Annotated in this window: 17 protein-coding genes; 12 read left to right on the forward strand and 5 right to left on the reverse strand. The window is 64.1% G+C overall.

Annotated elements, in window-relative coordinates; genetic code table 11:
• Positions 1 to 100 precede the first annotated feature (100 nt).
• From rfaD to cysM, 3 genes are all read left to right on the forward strand, one after another.
• Positions 101 to 1,093 carry an ADP-glyceromanno-heptose 6-epimerase gene (rfaD, locus tag ACYVNQ_RS28305; RefSeq protein WP_460907088.1) on the forward strand — a complete coding sequence of 331 codons (993 nt, stop codon included), beginning with the start codon at positions 101 to 103 and terminating at the stop codon, positions 1,091 to 1,093.
• A 74-nt stretch (positions 1,094 to 1,167) separates the two neighbouring features.
• Positions 1,168 to 1,530, forward strand: coding sequence for a ComEA family DNA-binding protein (locus tag ACYVNQ_RS28310; protein ID WP_460907090.1), 363 nt, complete (start codon positions 1,168 to 1,170; stop codon positions 1,528 to 1,530).
• A gap of 312 nt (positions 1,531 to 1,842) precedes the next feature.
• Complete coding sequence (gene cysM / locus ACYVNQ_RS28315; RefSeq protein ID WP_460907092.1) at positions 1,843 to 2,745, forward strand: cysteine synthase CysM; 903 nt, start codon at positions 1,843 to 1,845, stop codon at positions 2,743 to 2,745.
• Between the two features lie 38 nt (positions 2,746 to 2,783).
• Here the strand turns inward: cysM and mltB are convergent, their stop codons facing one another.
• Positions 2,784 to 4,040, reverse strand: a complete 1,257-nt coding sequence (mltB, locus tag ACYVNQ_RS28320) for a lytic murein transglycosylase B (RefSeq protein ID WP_460907094.1) — start codon at positions 4,038 to 4,040, stop codon at positions 2,784 to 2,786.
• Between the two features lie 238 nt (positions 4,041 to 4,278).
• Between mltB and ACYVNQ_RS28325 the strand changes: the two genes are divergently transcribed.
• Both ACYVNQ_RS28325 and ACYVNQ_RS28330 read left to right on the forward strand, forming a co-directional pair.
• Positions 4,279 to 5,202 (forward strand): histone deacetylase family protein, encoded by a 924-nt coding sequence (locus tag ACYVNQ_RS28325; RefSeq protein WP_460907096.1) that lies wholly within the window; start codon positions 4,279 to 4,281, stop codon positions 5,200 to 5,202.
• Between the two features lie 193 nt (positions 5,203 to 5,395).
• A complete protein-coding gene (locus tag ACYVNQ_RS28330) occupies positions 5,396 to 6,214 on the forward strand; it encodes an enoyl-CoA hydratase (protein ID WP_460907098.1) in 819 nt (272 codons plus the stop codon).
• 309 nt (positions 6,215 to 6,523) lie between these two features.
• Here ACYVNQ_RS28330 and ACYVNQ_RS28335 read toward each other — a convergent pair whose 3' ends face one another.
• On the reverse strand, positions 6,524 to 7,411 hold the full coding sequence (locus ACYVNQ_RS28335) for a lysophospholipase (RefSeq protein WP_460907100.1): 888 nt from the start codon (positions 7,409 to 7,411) through the stop codon (positions 6,524 to 6,526).
• A gap of 180 nt (positions 7,412 to 7,591) precedes the next feature.
• Entirely contained in the window at positions 7,592 to 7,957 is a 366-nt protein-coding gene (locus tag ACYVNQ_RS28340) for a hypothetical protein (protein WP_460907102.1), read from the reverse strand.
• Here ACYVNQ_RS28340 and ACYVNQ_RS28345 point away from each other — a divergent pair.
• The 3 genes from ACYVNQ_RS28345 (at position 7,956) to ACYVNQ_RS28355 (ending at position 11,555) form a co-directional block, all read left to right on the forward strand.
• Positions 7,956 to 8,705: an electron transfer flavoprotein subunit beta/FixA family protein gene (locus tag ACYVNQ_RS28345; protein WP_460907104.1), complete on the forward strand. Its 750-nt coding sequence runs from the start codon at positions 7,956 to 7,958 to the stop codon at positions 8,703 to 8,705. The two genes, ACYVNQ_RS28340 and ACYVNQ_RS28345, sit on opposite strands and share 2 nt — an antisense overlap.
• A gap of 16 nt (positions 8,706 to 8,721) precedes the next feature.
• Positions 8,722 to 9,669, forward strand: coding sequence for an electron transfer flavoprotein subunit alpha/FixB family protein (locus ACYVNQ_RS28350; RefSeq protein WP_460907106.1), 948 nt, complete (start codon positions 8,722 to 8,724; stop codon positions 9,667 to 9,669).
• A gap of 95 nt (positions 9,670 to 9,764) precedes the next feature.
• Positions 9,765 to 11,555, forward strand: coding sequence for an acyl-CoA dehydrogenase (locus tag ACYVNQ_RS28355; protein WP_460907108.1), 1,791 nt, complete (start codon positions 9,765 to 9,767; stop codon positions 11,553 to 11,555).
• 111 nt (positions 11,556 to 11,666) lie between these two features.
• Here ACYVNQ_RS28355 and ACYVNQ_RS28360 read toward each other — a convergent pair whose 3' ends face one another.
• Positions 11,667 to 12,953, reverse strand: a complete 1,287-nt coding sequence (locus ACYVNQ_RS28360) for a D-amino acid dehydrogenase (protein ID WP_460907110.1) — start codon at positions 12,951 to 12,953, stop codon at positions 11,667 to 11,669.
• 193 nt (positions 12,954 to 13,146) lie between these two features.
• On the opposite strand from ACYVNQ_RS28360, the gene ACYVNQ_RS28365 reads away from it, so the two are divergent.
• Positions 13,147 to 13,635 (forward strand): Lrp/AsnC ligand binding domain-containing protein, encoded by a 489-nt coding sequence (locus ACYVNQ_RS28365; RefSeq protein ID WP_460907113.1) that lies wholly within the window; start codon positions 13,147 to 13,149, stop codon positions 13,633 to 13,635.
• Between the two features lie 163 nt (positions 13,636 to 13,798).
• The gene (locus tag ACYVNQ_RS28370; protein WP_460907727.1) at positions 13,799 to 14,929 is read left to right on the forward strand and encodes a PA0069 family radical SAM protein; all 1,131 of its coding nucleotides are present in this window, start codon (positions 13,799 to 13,801) and stop codon (positions 14,927 to 14,929) included.
• 23 nt (positions 14,930 to 14,952) lie between these two features.
• Here the strand turns inward: ACYVNQ_RS28370 and ACYVNQ_RS28375 are convergent, their stop codons facing one another.
• The gene (locus ACYVNQ_RS28375; protein ID WP_460907729.1) at positions 14,953 to 15,420 is read right to left on the reverse strand and encodes an NINE protein; all 468 of its coding nucleotides are present in this window, start codon (positions 15,418 to 15,420) and stop codon (positions 14,953 to 14,955) included.
• Between the two features lie 566 nt (positions 15,421 to 15,986).
• Here ACYVNQ_RS28375 and rpsP point away from each other — a divergent pair.
• Together rpsP and rimM are read left to right on the forward strand one after the other, a co-directional pair.
• Positions 15,987 to 16,241: a 30S ribosomal protein S16 gene (rpsP, locus tag ACYVNQ_RS28380; RefSeq protein WP_460907115.1), complete on the forward strand. Its 255-nt coding sequence runs from the start codon at positions 15,987 to 15,989 to the stop codon at positions 16,239 to 16,241.
• Between the two features lie 132 nt (positions 16,242 to 16,373).
• Positions 16,374 to 17,084 carry a ribosome maturation factor RimM gene (gene rimM / locus ACYVNQ_RS28385; RefSeq protein WP_460907117.1) on the forward strand — a complete coding sequence of 237 codons (711 nt, stop codon included), beginning with the start codon at positions 16,374 to 16,376 and terminating at the stop codon, positions 17,082 to 17,084.
• Positions 17,085 to 17,087: the final 3 nt, after the last annotated feature.

Genomic DNA, 17,087 nt, shown 5'->3' on the forward strand with positions numbered 1-17,087 from the left:
CAAACAGCAGCAGCGAGCGCGCCGCAGCGGCCCACAGCAGTGATAACGCCGCGGCGCACGTCGCGATTCGTGCAACTCCCTCTTTACACGCAGGACGACCATGACACTCATCGTCACCGGCGCGGCCGGCTTCATCGGCAGCAATCTCGTCAAGGCGCTCAACGAGCGCGGCGAACAGCGCATCATCGCAGTCGACAATCTGACGCGCGCGGACAAATTCAAGAACCTGGTCGATTGCGAAATCGACGACTACCTCGACAAGACCGAGTTCGTCGAACGCTTCGCGCGCGGCGATTTCGGCAAGGTCCGCGCGGTGTTTCACGAAGGCGCGTGCTCCGACACGATGGAGCACAACGGCCGCTACATGATGGACAACAACTTCCGCTACAGCCGCGCGGTGCTCGACGCGTGTCTGGCGCAAGGCGTGCAGTTTCTGTATGCGTCGTCGGCGGCGACTTACGGCGGCTCGGACCGTTTCGTCGAAGAGCGCGAGGTGGAGCAGCCGCTCAACGTGTACGGCTATTCGAAGTTCCTGTTCGACCAGGTGATCCGCCGCGTGCTGCCGCAGGCGAAAAGCCAGATCGCCGGTTTCCGCTATTTCAACGTGTACGGGCCGCGCGAATCGCACAAGGAGCGTATGGCTTCGGTCGCGTTTCACAACTTCAACCAGTTCCGCGCGGAAGGCAAGGTCAAGCTGTTCGGCGAATACAACGGCTATCCAGCGGGGCAGCAGACGCGCGATTTCGTGTCGGTCGAAGACGTCGCGAAGGTGAACCTGTTCTTCTTCGATCATCCGGACAAGTCGGGCATCTTCAATCTCGGCACCGGGCGCGCGCAGCCGTTCAACGACATCGCGTCGAGCGCGGTCAATACGTTGCGCGCGTTGCGCAACGAACCGGCGCTGTCGCTGGCCGAGCAGGTGCAGCGCGGGCTGATCGAGTACGTGCCGTTTCCCGACGCGCTGCGCGGCAAGTACCAGTGCTTCACGCAGGCGGACCTGACGAAGCTGCGCGCTGCCGGCTACGACGCGCCGTTTTTGACCGTGCAGCAAGGTGTCGATCGCTACGTGCGTTGGCTATTCGGCCAGGTGTAAATATTTCGTATGCCTCTCTAAACTAACGGTTCGGTCGGTGATCGTCACCGGCCGGTTGTTGAGGGAGGTTTCACATGCTTCGAAAAATTCTTGTCACTGCGGCGATGCTGGCCGCATTCGGCCACGCGTATGCGGCGGTCGACGTCAACACCGCGAACGAAGACGCGTTGCGCACCATCAAGGGTATTGGCCCGGCGAAGGCCAAGTCGATACTCGACGAGCGCGAGGCGCACGGTCCCTACAAGGATCCGTCCGACCTTGCGAAGCGCGTCAAGGGGCTGGGCGGCCACACGGTCGAACGCCTGCAGGCGGAAGGGCTCGCGGTCGGCGCTAGTGCGACGGTTGCAGCTGCTTCTGGCGCACAGGCTGCGGCGTCCGCGGGCGACAAGCCCGCAGCCGGCGCGAAGACCGAGCCTGCCGTGGTGGTGAAGAAATAGCCGCTCAGGGCAGCGTGCGGCGCTGGTGCGCGCTGCCCTGCGGCTTCATTTGGGCTCTTCATGGTAGAGGCGGCGCCATCTGCCTCTTTGAGCTGTCGATTGGGCGACTCGGCTTAGATGGCCCGACTGGGACGACTGAGGCGAGCGCGACTGAGACGACTGGCTTCCCGCGGCGCAAGCCGCGGGCTTTTTGCGCGACTGAAGCACCGGCACACGGCTCGTGCACATCTGGGCGCCAGCCGGCAGGGGCACGCAGCGTGGTTTAGAATCTGAGCATCCCAGAACCCACCGCAACAGCAGTACGCGACCGACATGACTTACAAAACGATTGAAGACACGATCGGCAACACGCCGCTCGTGCAGCTCGTGCGAGTGATCGACGACGAAATCCGCAGCCGCAACAATGTCGTGCTCGGCAAGCTCGAGGGCAACAATCCTGCGGGCTCGGTGAAGGATCGTCCCGCGCTGTCGATGATCAAAAAGGCCGAAGCGCGCGGCCGCATCAAGCCTGGCGACACGCTGATCGAAGCGACCAGCGGCAACACCGGTATCGCGCTTGCGATGGCGGCGGCGATCAAAGGCTACAAGATGGTGCTGATCATGCCGGAAGACCTGTCGCTGGAGCGGCGTCAAAGCATGGCGGCATACGGCGCGGAAATCATGCTGACGCCGGTCAAGGGTGGTATGGAATACGCGCGCGATCTGGCCGAGCAGATGCAGCGCGAAGGCAAGGGCATCATCCTCGACCAGTTCGCGAATCCCGACAATCCGCTTGCGCACTACGAAGCAACCGGCCCCGAAATCTGGCGCGACACCGAAGGGCGCATCACGCACTTCGTATCCGCAATGGGCACCACCGGCACGATCATGGGCGTGTCGCAATATCTGAAAGAGCGCAACCCGGGCATCGAAATCATCGGCGCACAGCCGGAAGAAGGCTCACGCATTCCGGGCATTCGCAAATGGCCCGAAGCGTATCTGCCGAAGATCTTCGATCGCAGCCGCGTGGATCGGGTCGAGAGCGTCAGCCAGGCGGCTTCCGAAGCGACGGCGCGCCGGCTCGCGGCGGTCGAAGGAATCTTCTGCGGCATTTCGTCGGGCGGCGCCTGCGAAGTGGCGCTGCGTATCGCGCGCCAGGTCGAGAACGCGACCATTGTGTTTATCGTCTGTGATCGCGGCGACCGTTATCTGTCGACGGGCGTGTTCCCGGCGTAAAGACGAGGCGAGCGTCCGCGCTCGCCCCAAGCTTTTCGTTACTGCATGGCCGGCACGGAAGCACCGCCGTTCACGCCGCCTGCAGCGCCGTTGCCGTTCGGATTGACCGGATTGCTCGCGGCCATCTGCGCCTTCACGCGCTGCCCCAGCTGATACACCGTCAGCGCATAAAAGAAGCTGCGGTTATAGCGCGTCAGCACGTAGAAATTCTTCAGCCCGAGCACATACTCGGTCGGCCGTCCCGGCGTTGGCAGATCGACCACCGTCACCGGCGAGCTCGCTTCGGCGGTGAGGTTCAGCGACGGTTCATTCATCAACAGGCCCGCCCGCAGCAGCTGCTCGAGTGTCCAGCGCGGCTCCGGCTGGCCAGTCGCGGCCGCCTGTGCGATGCCCTGGCTGCCGGCATCCGATGCGATGTTCCATACCACCGGCCGGCCGGTTTCCCAGCCGTTCTGCTTCAGATAATTGGCGACGCTGCCGATCGCATCGGCCTGGCTGGTGCGCAGGTCGATCGTGCCGTCGCCGTCGTAGTCGACCGCGTACTGCACGATGCTGCTCGGCAGGAACTGCGGAATGCCGATCGCGCCCGTGTACGAGCCGAGCACCGAGGTCGGATCGAGTTGCGAATCGCGCGTCCACACCAGATAGTCGGCCAGATTCTTGCGGAAGGTCGCCTGACGGTCCGCGCGGTTCGGCGTGTCCGGATAGTCGAAGCTCAGCGTGGTCAGCGCGTCGAGCACGCGGAAGTTGCCCATGTAGCGGCCGTACAGCGTTTCCACGCCGATAATGCCGACCACCACTTCGGGCGGCACCCCGAACTGCTCGTACGCGCGCTGCAGCGTGGCCTGGTTGTTGCGCCAGAATTTCACGCCGGCGTTGATGCGCACCTGGTCGAGAAAGCGTGCCTGGTACGCGCGCCAGTTCTTCGCCGCCGGCGTGGGCGCAGGCGTGACCAGCTTCACCGCGGTGGCCGAGTAGCTGACGTGCGCGAAAAGATCGTGCAGCGCACCCGCATCGAAGTCGTAGCGCGCGACCATGTCGTTGATGAACGCTTCGACATCGCCGTTGTTCGCGTAGCGCTGCGGGATGATTTCTTCTTCGAAGGTTTGCCCTTGCTGGACCGGTTGCTGCGGCTGCGCCTGGGCGACCAGCGCGCGCGGCTTCGACGCGCCGCCGCTGGTTTGCGCCGCTGCCGGGCCGGCTCCCGCGAACATGCACCATGCGATGGACAGTGCGGCGGCTACGGTGGTTGCACGTAGCCGATGTCGTGCGGGCAGAGCGGGCGTGACGGTCATATGAGCGGGGTTCGCGATGCGTGAGAGATCGGTAGAAGAAGCTGCGAAAGCGGACCGGGGCAGTATACCCGACGATGGTGTCGCAAAATGATGCAGGAGTAGGGCAGGGCGCGGTCTACGCGTGCGCTGTGGTAAGTTGGCGATATCGCGCGGGCAGCACGGCGCTGACGCGCTGCTGCGGCATCGGGCCCGGTCCCTGGGCTCGCGCCGACACAAGTCAATGCCCGAAGGCAAATTCATGGCAACCGGTTTCTATTCGCACGCGGACTGTCTGCTGCACGAGATGGGCCACTGGCATCCCGAGTGTCCCGCCCGGCTGCAGGCCATCGAAGACCAACTGATCGCAAGCCGCATCGCGCCGCTGATCGAGCGCGAGTCGCCGCCGCTTGCTGACGAGGCCGACCTGCTGCGCGTGCACACCCAGGCGCACATCGACTACCTGCGCCAGTGCGCGCCCGAATCCGGCTACGCGGCGATCGACCCCGACACATCGATGAATCATTACACGCTGCAAGCCGCGCTGCGCGCGGCGGGCGCGGCGGTGGCGGCGACCGGTGCGGTGCTTGAAGGCCGCTACGACAACGCGTTTTGCAGCGTGCGGCCGCCGGGACATCATGCGGAGCCGGCGCGCGCGATGGGCTTCTGCTTTTTCAACAATGTCGCGATTGCCGCGCGTCATGCGCTGGAAGTGCACGGGCTCGAGCGCGTCGCGATCATCGACTTCGACGTGCATCATGGCAACGGCACCGAGGCGGTGTTCGCGGGCGATGAGCGTGTGCTGATGTGCAGCATCTTCCAGCATCCGTTTTATCCGTACAGCGGCACTGAGAACCAGGCCGCCAATATGGTGAACGTGCCGATCTCCGCGCGTTCGAAAGGCGTGGTGGTGCGCGAGGCGGTGGATCTGATGTGGCTGCCACGTCTGCATGAGTTCAAGCCGCAGATGCTGTTCGTGTCGGCGGGGTTCGACGCGCATCGCGAGGACGACCTCGGCAACATGGGCCTTGTCGAAGCCGATTACACGTGGCTCACCGAGCAGGTTCGCGAGATCGCCGGGCGCTATGCGCAAGGGCGCATCGTCAGCTGTCTCGAAGGCGGATATAACCTGTCGGCGCTGGGTCGCAGTGTCGCCGCGCATGTGAAGGCGCTCGCCGGTCTTTGATGGGGCTGCGCGCTGCCGGCGCACGATGTAACCGTGGCGCCCGACTCAGGCGCACGGTGCGTCAGCGCAAACAATGCGGCAGCGTAGTAGGGCAGCAATACATTAGCTCGGTAACGCATCAGCGCAGCAGCGCATCGCCGCACGCCGTAACGCATCACGGGATCACGCCACAACGTATCGGCAGGAGACAGTCATGAGCGCATCGCTTCAGTCTCATCCTTCGTCCGCGACGGGCGGCCTCGTTGAAGTCACCCGCGACGCCTACGGCATCGCCGGCGTCGTGCAACTAACGCTGAATCGCCCCGACGCGTTCAACGCGATTTCAGAAGCGCTGCTCGGTGATTTGCAGGCGCAGCTCTCGGCAATCGAAAAATCCGCTGCGCGCGTCGTCGTGCTGGCCGGCGCGGGACGCGCTTTCTGCGCGGGGCACGACCTGAAGGAGATGCGCGCGTCGCCTTCGCGCGACTACTATCAGGCACTGTTCGCGCGCTGCTCGAAGATGATGCTGACGATTCGCCGTATGCCGCAGCCGGTCATTGCGCGCGTGCACGGCGTCGCGGCCGCGGCCGGATGTCAGCTGGTCGCGATGTGCGATCTTGCCGTCGCAGCCGATAGCGCGCGCTTCGCAACATCGGGTGTCAATCTGGGCCTGTTCTGCTCGACGCCGGCGGTGCCGCTGTCGCGCAGCGTGTCGCAGAAAGCCGCGTTCGAGATGCTGGTGACGGGAGAATTCATCGATGCGCTGGCCGCGCAGCAACGCGGGCTGGTGAATCGGGTGGTGCCGCTCGACACGCTCGATGCGCAAGTGGCCGAGCTCGCATCGAGCATCTGCGCGAAACCGCGCGAGGCTGTGCAAGCGGGCAAGGCGTTGTTCTATCGGCAGCTCGAGATGGGAATCGATGCGGCCTATCAACTGGCCGGCCAGACGATGGCCTGCAACATGATGGAGGCGTCGGCGCTTGAGGGCGTGCAGGCGTTTGTCGACAAGCGGCCACCTGCATGGCCGCGCTGAGCGCGCCGGCAGGGATTTAACGCGGACCCACCCCGCGGACCCAGCCCGCAGAGTCAGCCCGCAGAGTCAGCCCGCAGAGTCAGCCCGCAGAGTCAGCCCGCAGAGTCAGCCCGCAGAGTCAGCCCGCAGAGTCAGCCCGCAGAGTCAGCCCGCAGAGTCACCCCGCAGAGTCACCCCGCAGAGTCACCCCGCAGAGTCAGCCCGCAGAGTCAGCCCGCAGAGTCAGCCCGCAGAGTCAGCCCGCAGAGTCACCCCGCAGAGTCACCCCGCAGAGTCACCCCGCAGAGTCACCCCGCGCTCACCCCACGCTCACCCCGCGCGCGCCAGCACCCACGCCACCACCTCGCCAATCACGCGCTCCCGTTCCAGATCGTTCATCGTCTCGTGATAGCTGCCGTCGAAGATCTTCAGCGTCTTGTCCGTCGACCCGGCATGAGCATGGAACGCGCGACTGCCGTCGGGCTCCGTCAGCTTGTCGGCGCTGCCGTGAAACACCAGCAGCGGCACGCGCAGCGCATCCCGGCCGCGCGCGATGCGAGCCATCGCAAGCAGCATCTCCGCGCCGGTCCGAGCCGGCACCGGACCGTGATGCACCAGCGGATCCTGCAAATTCGCCTGCACCACCGCCGCATCCCGCGACAGCAACGCAGCGTCGATCCTGAGCGCCGGAAAACGCGGCCACACGCGGCTGATCAACTGGCTAAGCGAGGTCATCCAGCGCGGCACGTCACGGCCCGGTGCAAGCGCGGGGCTCGACAGGATCAGCCCGGCAAGCGGCTGGCCGCTGCGCGGCAACCGTTCGATCGCGTACAGCGCGGCAACCGTGCCGCCCATGCTGTGACCCAGCAGGAAAACCGGCGCGCCGTCACGCGGTGCTGCCGCGAGCAGCGCTTGCGCGTCCAGCAAATAGTCGTCGAAGCGCTCGACCCACGCGCGCACGCCGGGCGCGAGCCCATGGCCGCGCAGATCGATCGCGCACAACCCAATCCCGCACTCGTTCAGCGCGCGCGCCAGCGCCGCATAACGGCCGGCGTGTTCAGCGAGGCCGTGCAGCAGCGCCACGGTCGCGCGAGTCGGACCGATCGCGGGCCAGCAGTACAACGGCAATTCAGTACCATCGCCGGACGCGATGCGCGAGATCCGCGCCGGATAAGCCGGCAAACGCTGTAGGTCGGGTTGCAGTGTCGTTGCGGCCATGGTGGGAGTGGTCGTTGTTCGTTTTGGGGCCTGCCGCGCAATCTTATGTGAGCGCTGCAGCAGTTTCGTGCGCAGCCGCTCGGCGCCGGCCTCTAATGCCCAGCCGTTATGAAAGAAGCGAAAACGATTATTAAAGGGTATGGCGCGGCTGCGATAAAATCGACGTCCTCGAATCCGAACCTAAGCAGCGGCGGCGATGGCTAGGAGCGCACAGCGCTTGCCGGCATCGGTCCGCCGCTTTTTCGTGGCCGTGCCGCTGCCGGAAGTGCTGCCGACTATCGTGCCCAGCCTGACGATCACTTTCGGGTCATGGGTCGGCGACGCAGCGAGCGTTGCCGAGACACCTGACAGCGGTTTAGAGCCGCCGATCGAAGCCCGGACTAGCGCTCGCGCCATTTTTGAGATTAAATCGCACGATCGTTCGCTATTGTTGTCACGCCGTTGGAGAGAAAATCCCCGATCCACGACCGACGGGCGGCTGCCGCGAGGGCTGTCGTTATAATTGACCGTCAGGTTGACGTATTCGTAACTTTGGAGCGTGTGCATGAAAATTCTGGTGCCAGTCAAAAGAGTGGTCGACTACAACGTCAAGGTCCGCGTGAAGTCGGACAACACGGGCGTGGACATCGCGAACGTCAAGATGTCGATGAACCCATTCGACGAAATCGCGGTAGAAGAGGCGGTGCGCCTGCGCGAAGCGGGCATCGCGACCGAAGTGATCGCCGTATCGGCTGGCGTCACGCAATGCCAGGAAACGCTGCGCACGGCGCTCGCGATCGGCGCGGACCGTGCAATCCTGATCGAATCGGGCGAAGACCTGCAGCCGCTGGCGGTGGCCAAGCTGCTCAAGGCGCTGGTCGACAAGGAAAAGCCGGAGCTGGTGATCCTCGGCAAGCAGGCAATCGACGACGACTCGAACCAGACCGGCCAGATGCTTGCCGCCCTCGCGGGTCTGCCGCAGGCAACCTTCGCATCGAAGGTGACGGTCGCCGACGGCAAGGCGACGGTGTCGCGCGAAGTGGACGGCGGCGCCGAAACGCTGACGCTGACGCTGCCCGCCGTGGTGACCACCGATCTGCGCCTGAACGAGCCGCGCTACGTGACGCTGCCCAACATCATGAAGGCGAAGAAAAAGCCGCTCGAAACGCTGAAGCCCGCCGACCTCGGTGTGGACGTTACGCCGCGTCTGAAGACGCTGAAAGTGGTCGAGCCGCCCAAGCGCAGCGCCGGCGTGAAGGTGCCGGACGTGAAGACGCTGGTCGGGAAGCTGAAAAACGAAGCCAAGGTGCTGTGAGAGCGGAGCGCAAAAGATGACGATTCTGGTAATTGCTGAACATGACAATGCGTCGATCAAGGCAGCGACGCTCAATACCGTAGCCGCCGCGCAGAAGATCGGCGGCGATATTCATCTGCTGGTGGCCGGGCACAACGCGCAGGGTGCTGCCGAAGCCGCTGCGAAGATCGCGGGCGTCGCCAAGGTACTGCACGCCGACGCCGCGCAACTGGCCGCAGGCCTCGCGGAAAACGTCGAAGCGACCGTGCTGACGCTGGTGAAAGATGCGGCAAAGAACTACACGCACATCGTCGCGCCCGCCACCGCATACGGCAAGAACATCGCGCCGCGCATCGCCGCGAAACTCGACGTCGCGCAGATCAGCGACATCACCGCAGTGGACAGCGCCGACACGTTCGAGCGCCCGATCTACGCGGGCAACGCGATTGCCACGGTGCAGTCACAAGACCCGATCAAGGTGATTACGGTGCGTGCGACGGGCTTCGACCCGGTGGCTGCCGAAGGCGGCAGCGCAGCGGTCGAGAAGATCGACGCGGTGGCCGACAGCGGCCTGTCGCAGTTCGTGAGCCGCGAAGTGACCAAGCTGGACCGTCCGGAACTGACCAGCGCGAAGATCATCGTGTCGGGCGGCCGGGGGCTGGGCAGCGGCGAGAACTACACGAAGGTGCTCGAGCCGCTGGCCGACAAGCTTGGCGCGGCAATGGGCGCGTCGCGCGCCGCGGTCGATGCGGGCTACGTGCCGAACGACTACCAGGTCGGCCAGACCGGCAAGATCGTCGCGCCGCAGTTGTACGTGGCGGTGGGCATCTCCGGCGCGATCCAGCATCTGGCCGGCATGAAAGACTCGAAGGTGATCGTGGCGATCAACAAGGATCCGGAAGCGCCGATTTTCAGCGTGGCGGATTACGGCCTCGTCGGCGATCTGTTTGCGCTGGTGCCGGAGCTCGTCAACGAACTCGGCTGACGCAAGACGGCGCCTGAACGAGGCGCGTGTCAGCAGGCAAAGGGCGCAAGGATGTGCAATCCGGCGCCCTTTTTTTCCGCAGGGAGGAGACAGAGATGAGCTACACGGCACCCATCAAGGACATGCTGTTCGTGATGAAGGAACTGGCCGGACTCGATCAGATCGCGGCGCTGCCCGGCTTCGACGATGCGAGCGTGGACACCGCGCAGGCGGTGCTCGAAGAATCGGCGAAACTGTGCGGCGAGGTGCTGGCGCCGTTGAACGTAGAAGGCGACCGCAACCCGAGCAGCTGGCGCGACGGCAAGGTCACCGCAACGCCGGGTTTCGCCGATGCGTTCCGCCAGTTTTCCGCAGGCGGCTGGCAAGGGCTGCAGCATCCGGTCGACTATGAAGGCCAAGGCTTGCCGAAGCTGATCGCGACCCCTTGCATCGAAATGCTGAACGCGGCGAACCTGTCGTTCGCGCTGTGCCCGCTATTGACCGACGGCGCGATCGAAGCGTTGCTGACCGCCGGCAGTGAAGCGCAGAAACAGATCTACGTGCCGAAGCTGATTTCCGGCGCATGGACCGGCACGATGAATCTCACCGAGCCGCAAGCCGGCTCGGACCTCGCGCTGGTGCGCACGCGCGCCGAGCCGCAGCCGGACGGCAGCTACAAGCTGTTCGGCACCAAGATTTTCATCACGTGGGGCGAGCACGATCTGGCGGACAACATCGTCCATCTGGTGCTGGCGCGCACGCCGGATGCGCCGGAAGGCGTGAAGGGTATCTCGCTGTTTATCGTGCCGAAGTTCGTGGTTGGAGCGGATGGCTCGGCGGGCGCGCGCAACGACGTGCACTGCGTGTCGATCGAGCACAAGCTCGGCATCAAGGCGAGCCCGACCGCGGTACTGCAGTTCGGCGACCACGGCGGGGCGGTCGGCCATCTGATCGGCGAAGCCAACCGCGGCCTCGAACACATGTTCATCATGATGAACGCGGCGCGCTTTGCGGTCGGCATGCAGGGCATCGCGGTGTCGGACCGGGCGTATCAGAAAGCCGTCGCCTATGCGAAAGAACGCGTGCAGAGCCGACCGGTCGACGGTTCGGCGAAGCAGCCGGTATCGATCATTCATCACCCGGACGTGCGCCGCATGCTTGCGACGATGCGCGCGCTGACCGAAGGCGCACGCGCGCTCGCCTACGTCGCGGCCGCGCATTGCGACCTCGCGCATCGCCATCCGGACCCGGCGGCCCAAGCGCAGCATCAGGCGATTTATGAATACCTGGTGCCGATCGTCAAGGGCTGGAGCACCGAGCTGTCGCTCGACGTGACGAGCCTCGGCGTGCAGGTGCACGGCGGCATGGGTTTTATCGAAGAAACGGGCGCGGCGCAGTACTACCGCGACGCGCGCATTCTGCCGATCTACGAAGGGACCACCGCGATCCAGGCCAACGATCTGGTCAGCCGCAAGACGCTGCGCGATGGCGGCGCGGTGGCGAGCCAGCTGCTGCAGCAGGTCGCGCAGACTGTCGAAGCGCTCGGCGCGCAACGCGGCGCGGCGTTCGAATCGATGCGCACGCAACTGGCGCATGGGCATCGCGCGCTGCAAGCCGCGGTGAACTTCGTGGTGTGGAACGCGAAGAACGATCCGAATGCGGTGTTCGCGGGCAGCGTGCCGTATCTGACGCTGGCAGGCATCGTGCTCGGCGGCTGGCAGATGGCGCGCGCGATGCTGGCTGCGGCGCATAAGCAGGCCGACGATCCGTCGTTCTATGGCGCGAAGATCGCGACCGCGCAGTTTTTTGCGGAACATGTGCTGTCGCAGGCAAGCTCGCTCGAGACGGCGATCGTCAGCGCGCGAGGCGGCGAGGGCGTACTGGCGTTGTCGGAGGATCAGTTTTGAGCTGTAGCGTGCTTCGCGGCTCTTGATGGCTTTAACGCACGCCATGCAAAACGGCGCTCCGCAAATGTGCGGAGCGCCGTTTGATTTTCAGGCGCAGCTGACGAGCCGCGCTTATGCGTAGGCAGGCCGCCCTGTGCCGGCGACATCGCCAAGATAGCGGTGCACCGACAGATCACCGGACTGGATCGCCGGCTTCTTGCCCGAGATCAGATCGGCGAGCAGTTGTCCCGACCCGCACGACATGGTCCAGCCGAGCGTGCCGTGGCCGGTATTCAAAAACAGGTTCGACACCGGAGTGCGGCCGACGATCGGCGTGCCATCTGGCGTCATCGGACGCAGCCCGGTCCAGAAACTTGCCTGCGACGTGTCGCCGCCGCCGGGGAACAGATCGTTCACGCACATTTCAAGCGTTTCGCGTCGTTCCTGTTTCAGCTTCTTGTCGAAGCCGACGATCTCGGCCATGCCGCCAACGCGGATCCGGTCGTCGAAGCGCGTAATCGCGATCTTGTAGGTCTCGTCGAGCACGGTCGAGACCGGCGCGGCGCTCGCGTCGACGATCGGCGCGGTGATCGAATAACCCTTCAGCGGATAGACCGGAATCTTGACGATGCCGTCAAGAAACTGCGTGGAGTACGAGCCGAACGCGACGACGAAGCTGTCCGCACGCAGGGTTTCTTCGCCGCAGCGCACGCCCGCGACACGGCCACCGGACATCAGCAGTGCATCGATCGGCGTGTTGAAGCGGAATTTCACGCCCAGTTGTTCGGCGAGTGCGGCGAGGCGCGTGGTGAACAGCTGGCAGTCGCCGGTTTCGTCGCCGGGCAGGCGCAGGCCGCCCGTGAGTTTGTGCGCGGTTTTGGCGAGCGCTGGTTCGGCACGCGCCAGGTCGCCGGGCATTAGCAGTTCATACGGTACGTTTGCTTCTTTCAGCACCGCGACGTCTTTCGCCGCGCCGTCGAGTTGTTGTTGCGTGCGGAACAGTTGCAGTGTTCCGCCGGTACGGCCTTCATATTGGATGCCGGTTTCTGTGCGCAGTGCCTGCAGGCAGTCGCGGCTGTATTCGGCCAGACGCACCATGCGAGACTTGTTCACCGCATAGCGCTCGGACGTGCAGTTGCGCAGCATCTGCCACATCCACTGCAGCTGGAATTGGGTGCCGTCGAGGCGAATCGCGAGCGGCGCATGTTTCTGGAACATCCATTTGACGGCCTTCAGCGGCACGCCCGGCGCGGCCCACGGCGACGCATAGCCCGGCGAGATCTGGCCGGCGTTCGCAAAACTCGTCTCGAGCGCCGGACCGGCGGCGCGATCGACCACGGTCACATCGTGCCCCGCGCGCGCAAGATAATAGGCACTTGTCACACCGACCACGCCACTGCCCAACACGACGACTCGCATAGCTGCTCCAGAGAATGTTGCGGACTTCGGCGGTGCGTTTCGCTTTGAGTGACCTGACTTCCGTCTGATTTGGTCGGATTTGGTCGAATCGCGAGGTAAATTTCCGAATGCCCAGTTTCATCCGCTATGCTATTGATGTTTGAGCAGGTTTTGTTATTGTATTTTTTCAAATTTTAGTAAATTCGGCGGAATCATGCGAATCCAACGTCAGCCGGTCAAGGCGCTCGACAAAATCGACCGCAAGATCCTGAAAGTGCTGCAGCAGGACGGCCGTGTCGCGATGAAAGACCTCGCCGAGCAGGTCGGCCTTTCGGTCACGCCGTGCATCGAACGTGTGAAGCGGATGGAGCGCGACGGCGTGATTACCGGTTACTACGCGCGTGTGAATCCGGCCGAGCTTGGCGCGGCGCTGCTGGTATTTGTCGAGATCACGCTCGATCACAAAAGCGGCAACATGTTCGACCAGTTTCGCCGCGAGGTGACCAAAATCCCGGAAGTGCTCGAGTGCCATCTGGTGTCCGGCGATTTCGACTATCTGATCAAGGCACGCATCGGCGAGATGGCCGACTACCGCAAGCTGCTCGGCGATATCCTGCTGCAGCTGCCCGGGGCGGTGCAGTCGAAGAGCTACATGGTGATGGAGGAGATCAAGGAGACGCTGACTATCGAGGTTGGCGATTGACGGGTTTTCCTGTCGCGTTTGTGGCCTCGTTTGCGGTCTCGTTTGTGGCCTCGACAAACGGCGTAAACACTGTATATTTATACAGGTGTTTTTTGCTGTTCGACAGTGTGCCGTGAGCGACTTCAAGCCCAAATCCGAACCCAACGCCGACCCTGATCCCGATATCGACTTCCCGATCGGCGAATATCCGGTCGCGCCGCCTGCGCCCCGCAAAGGGCGCGGCGCGGTGACGAACCTGCGAGGCCGCTACGAAGTCGACCAGCGTGAGGTGGTCGACGACGGCTGGGCCGCGTCGGCCGACGAAGACGGCAACGGCGAGCGCCCCGCGCTGCGTACGCAAGTGTTCGAAGAGCGTGCGAAAAGCATCCTCACGCGTAATGCGTCGCCAGATATTCCGTTCAACGTGTCGCTCAACCCGTATCGCGGCTGCGAACACGGCTGCATTTATTGCTTTGCACGGCCTACGCATGCCTATCTCGGGTTGTCGCCGGGGCTCGATTTCGAGAGCCGGATCTATGCGAAGGTCAACGCGCCGGAGTTGCTGGCGCACGAGCTGTCGAAGAAGACCTACGTGCCGGAGCCGATCGCGCTGGGCGTCAATACCGACGCGTGGCAACCGGTCGAGCGGGATTTACAGCTGACGCGCCGCGTGGTCGAGGTGCTGCATGAGCGGCAGCATGCGTTCGCAGCAATCACGAAGTCGTCGCTGATCGAGCGCGATCTCGATCTGCTGGTGCCGATGGCCGAACGCGGTCAGGTGATGGTCGCCATCACGATCACGACGCTCGATGCCGATATCGCGCGCACGCTCGAGCCGCGCGCGGCCACGCCGACGCGGCGCCTGCGCACGATCCGCACGCTGGCCGACGCGGGTGTGCCGGTCGGCGTCAGCATTGCGCCGATCATTCCGTTCGTCACCGAGCCCGATATGGAGCGCGTGCTGGAAGCCTGCGCGCAAGCCGGCGCGACAAGTGCGAGCTATATCGTGCTGCGCTTGCCATGGGAAGTCGCGCCGTTATTCAAGGATTGGCTGGCGGCGCATTTTCCGGATCGAGCGGACCGCGTGATGAACCGGGTGCGCGATATGCGCGGCGGCAAAGACTACGATTCGTCGTTCGCGACCCGGATGAAAGGCGAGGGGCTGTGGGCCGACCTGATGAAGCAGCGCTTTGCGAAGGCGACCCGTCGCCTTGGTTTGAACGCCCGGCAGCGCGGCATTCTCGATATGTCGCTGTTTCAGCGTATGGAGCCGCAGCGGCCGCGCGCTGACGATGCGCAGCTCGATTTGTTCTAGGGCTGCCGGCTAGCCGCGTGCCGTTATTGCGACAGTGACTTCGCCGCTTCGATCTGCGACTCGAAATAGGTCTGGAACGAGAACGCAAGACCGGTCATCAGCAGGAACGCGCCGATCAGCAGCGAAAAGATCACGATGAAGACGACGGTCCAGCCCGACTCGCTGTACCGGCCGGTCTGTGCGTTGAATTGTGCGTCCCACTTTTCGTCGGGGCGCAGGCCGTAGACGATTGCTGCGAGGAACGCGGCGAGCAGCGAGATTGCGCCGGGCATCACCAGCACCCAGCCGAGCGCCGACGCGCGTTCGGTGGCCATCAGCAACAGAAGGCCCGGCACGCCGAACAACATGCCGACGATGTGCGCCCAGCCGAACAGATCGCGCAATCCGTACAGGTAGAAGCGGTGCGCGCCGAGCGAGCCGAAAAAGAACGCGAGGGCGGCCGTGACGGTTTTGGAGCGGAAGCGCGCGGGATGCGAAGCGACAGTCGACATGAAATTAAGCAACAGGTGACGGGCGGTCAAACGGGCCGGCGGCCGCGTAGTGGAAACGCCGACGCGCATTCTACGCCGCGCGACGTGCAGCGCGGCGGTGGCGCGGCAAGCGACATGATGACGCGCCTGCCTGGCGCTGTACGTCATCGCGGCGTCGTGCGCCGATTGCGTGCAGATTGCGGGCCGGTTCGCTGGCCAGCGCCGTAGCTGCCGGCCGCCTCGCGTGGTTGCGCGTGCCGGGCGGCGCTGTTGTATGGTTCAGACACCGTTTTGGGGGCGACCTGCCGGTGCCGCTCAATGGCCCGGTTGGTGGCCCGGTTGTTGTGAGGCCGGCGCGGGTCCGGCTTGAGGCGGCTTTAGCCGCGGTTCTAACGCGCCGGCGTGGCGCCCAGCGTGGACTGGCTGCAGGAAAATCGTCTGCAAATTTACCTGTGGCTTTCCCCCGGCTTCCATGCGGGTTAACCGCCGGCAGGTCATTTATCGCGGTAAGTGTTTGTTATGGCGTTGGTTTCCCGCTATAATCTCGCGTTTCAGTAGTTCCGAACCCGGTTTTCAAGGACTTACGTATGGTCATCATCCGCTTGGCTCGTGGCGGCTCGAAGAAGCGCCCGTTCTACAACATCGTCGCTACTGATTCGCGCAACCGTCGTGACGGCCGCTTTATCGAGCGTATCGGCTTCTACAATCCGGTCGCTGTGAAGGGCGAAGCACTGCGCATCGCTCAAGATCGTCTGACCCACTGGCAAAGCGTTGGCGCGCAACTGTCGGAGACGGTGCAACGTCTCGTGAAGGAAGCGCAAAAGGCGCAACCGGCTGCCTGATGACAGTCGGTATTCGCATCGGCGGCCAGCCGCGCGCGCTGCGCGGAACGTCCGGTGCAACGGCAATACACTTGTCTTACAGCCGGCGGCCTGTCTGCCGCCAGTGCATGGCTCCAGTAGTGAGGTTGGCTGATGGCTGGGCGTGATTCAGACGCATCGGGTCGCGCGAAGGTGCCCGCCAAGGCCTCATTCGGCGCGTTTGTCCGCAAGCCTGTCGAACGGAGTGCCGCCCAACCCGCGGCCGAGCCTGATGCAAAGCCAGCGAAAGCAGTCGGGGTAACCCGGCTCGAGTCGGCCGAAAACTGGCCGGACGATGTGCTCGAAGTCGGCGCCATCGTCGACGCATATGGTCTCAAAGGCTGGGTCAAGGTTGCCGCCCATGCGGACGCTGGTCGGGGGGGCGATGCCTTGCTGGTCGCGAAGCGCTGGTGGCTGCTGAAGGGGCATGAGCGCAAGTTGGTGCAGGCCCGCCAGGCGAAGATTCACAGCGACAGCATTGTCGCGCATCTGGACGCCGCGGCCGATCGCGATCAGGCGCTCGCGTTGCGCGGCTACAGCGTCTACGTGCGCCGCAGCGATTTCCCGGCGCTCGAGGCCGATGAGTACTACTGGGTCGACCTGCTCGGCCTCGATGTAGTCAACGAGGCGGGTGTCGAACTCGGCAAGGTGGCGGATATGATCGACAACGGCGCGCAGTCGGTGTTGCGCATCGAATATCCGGACACCGGCAAAGACGGCCAAGTCATCACCGGTGAGCGGTTGATTCCGTTTGTCGGGGTCTATGTAAAAACGGTGGATCAGGCGGCGAAGCGCATCGTCGTCGATTGGGAAGCCGACTATTGAATG

Source organism: Paraburkholderia jirisanensis (genome assembly GCF_054782355.1).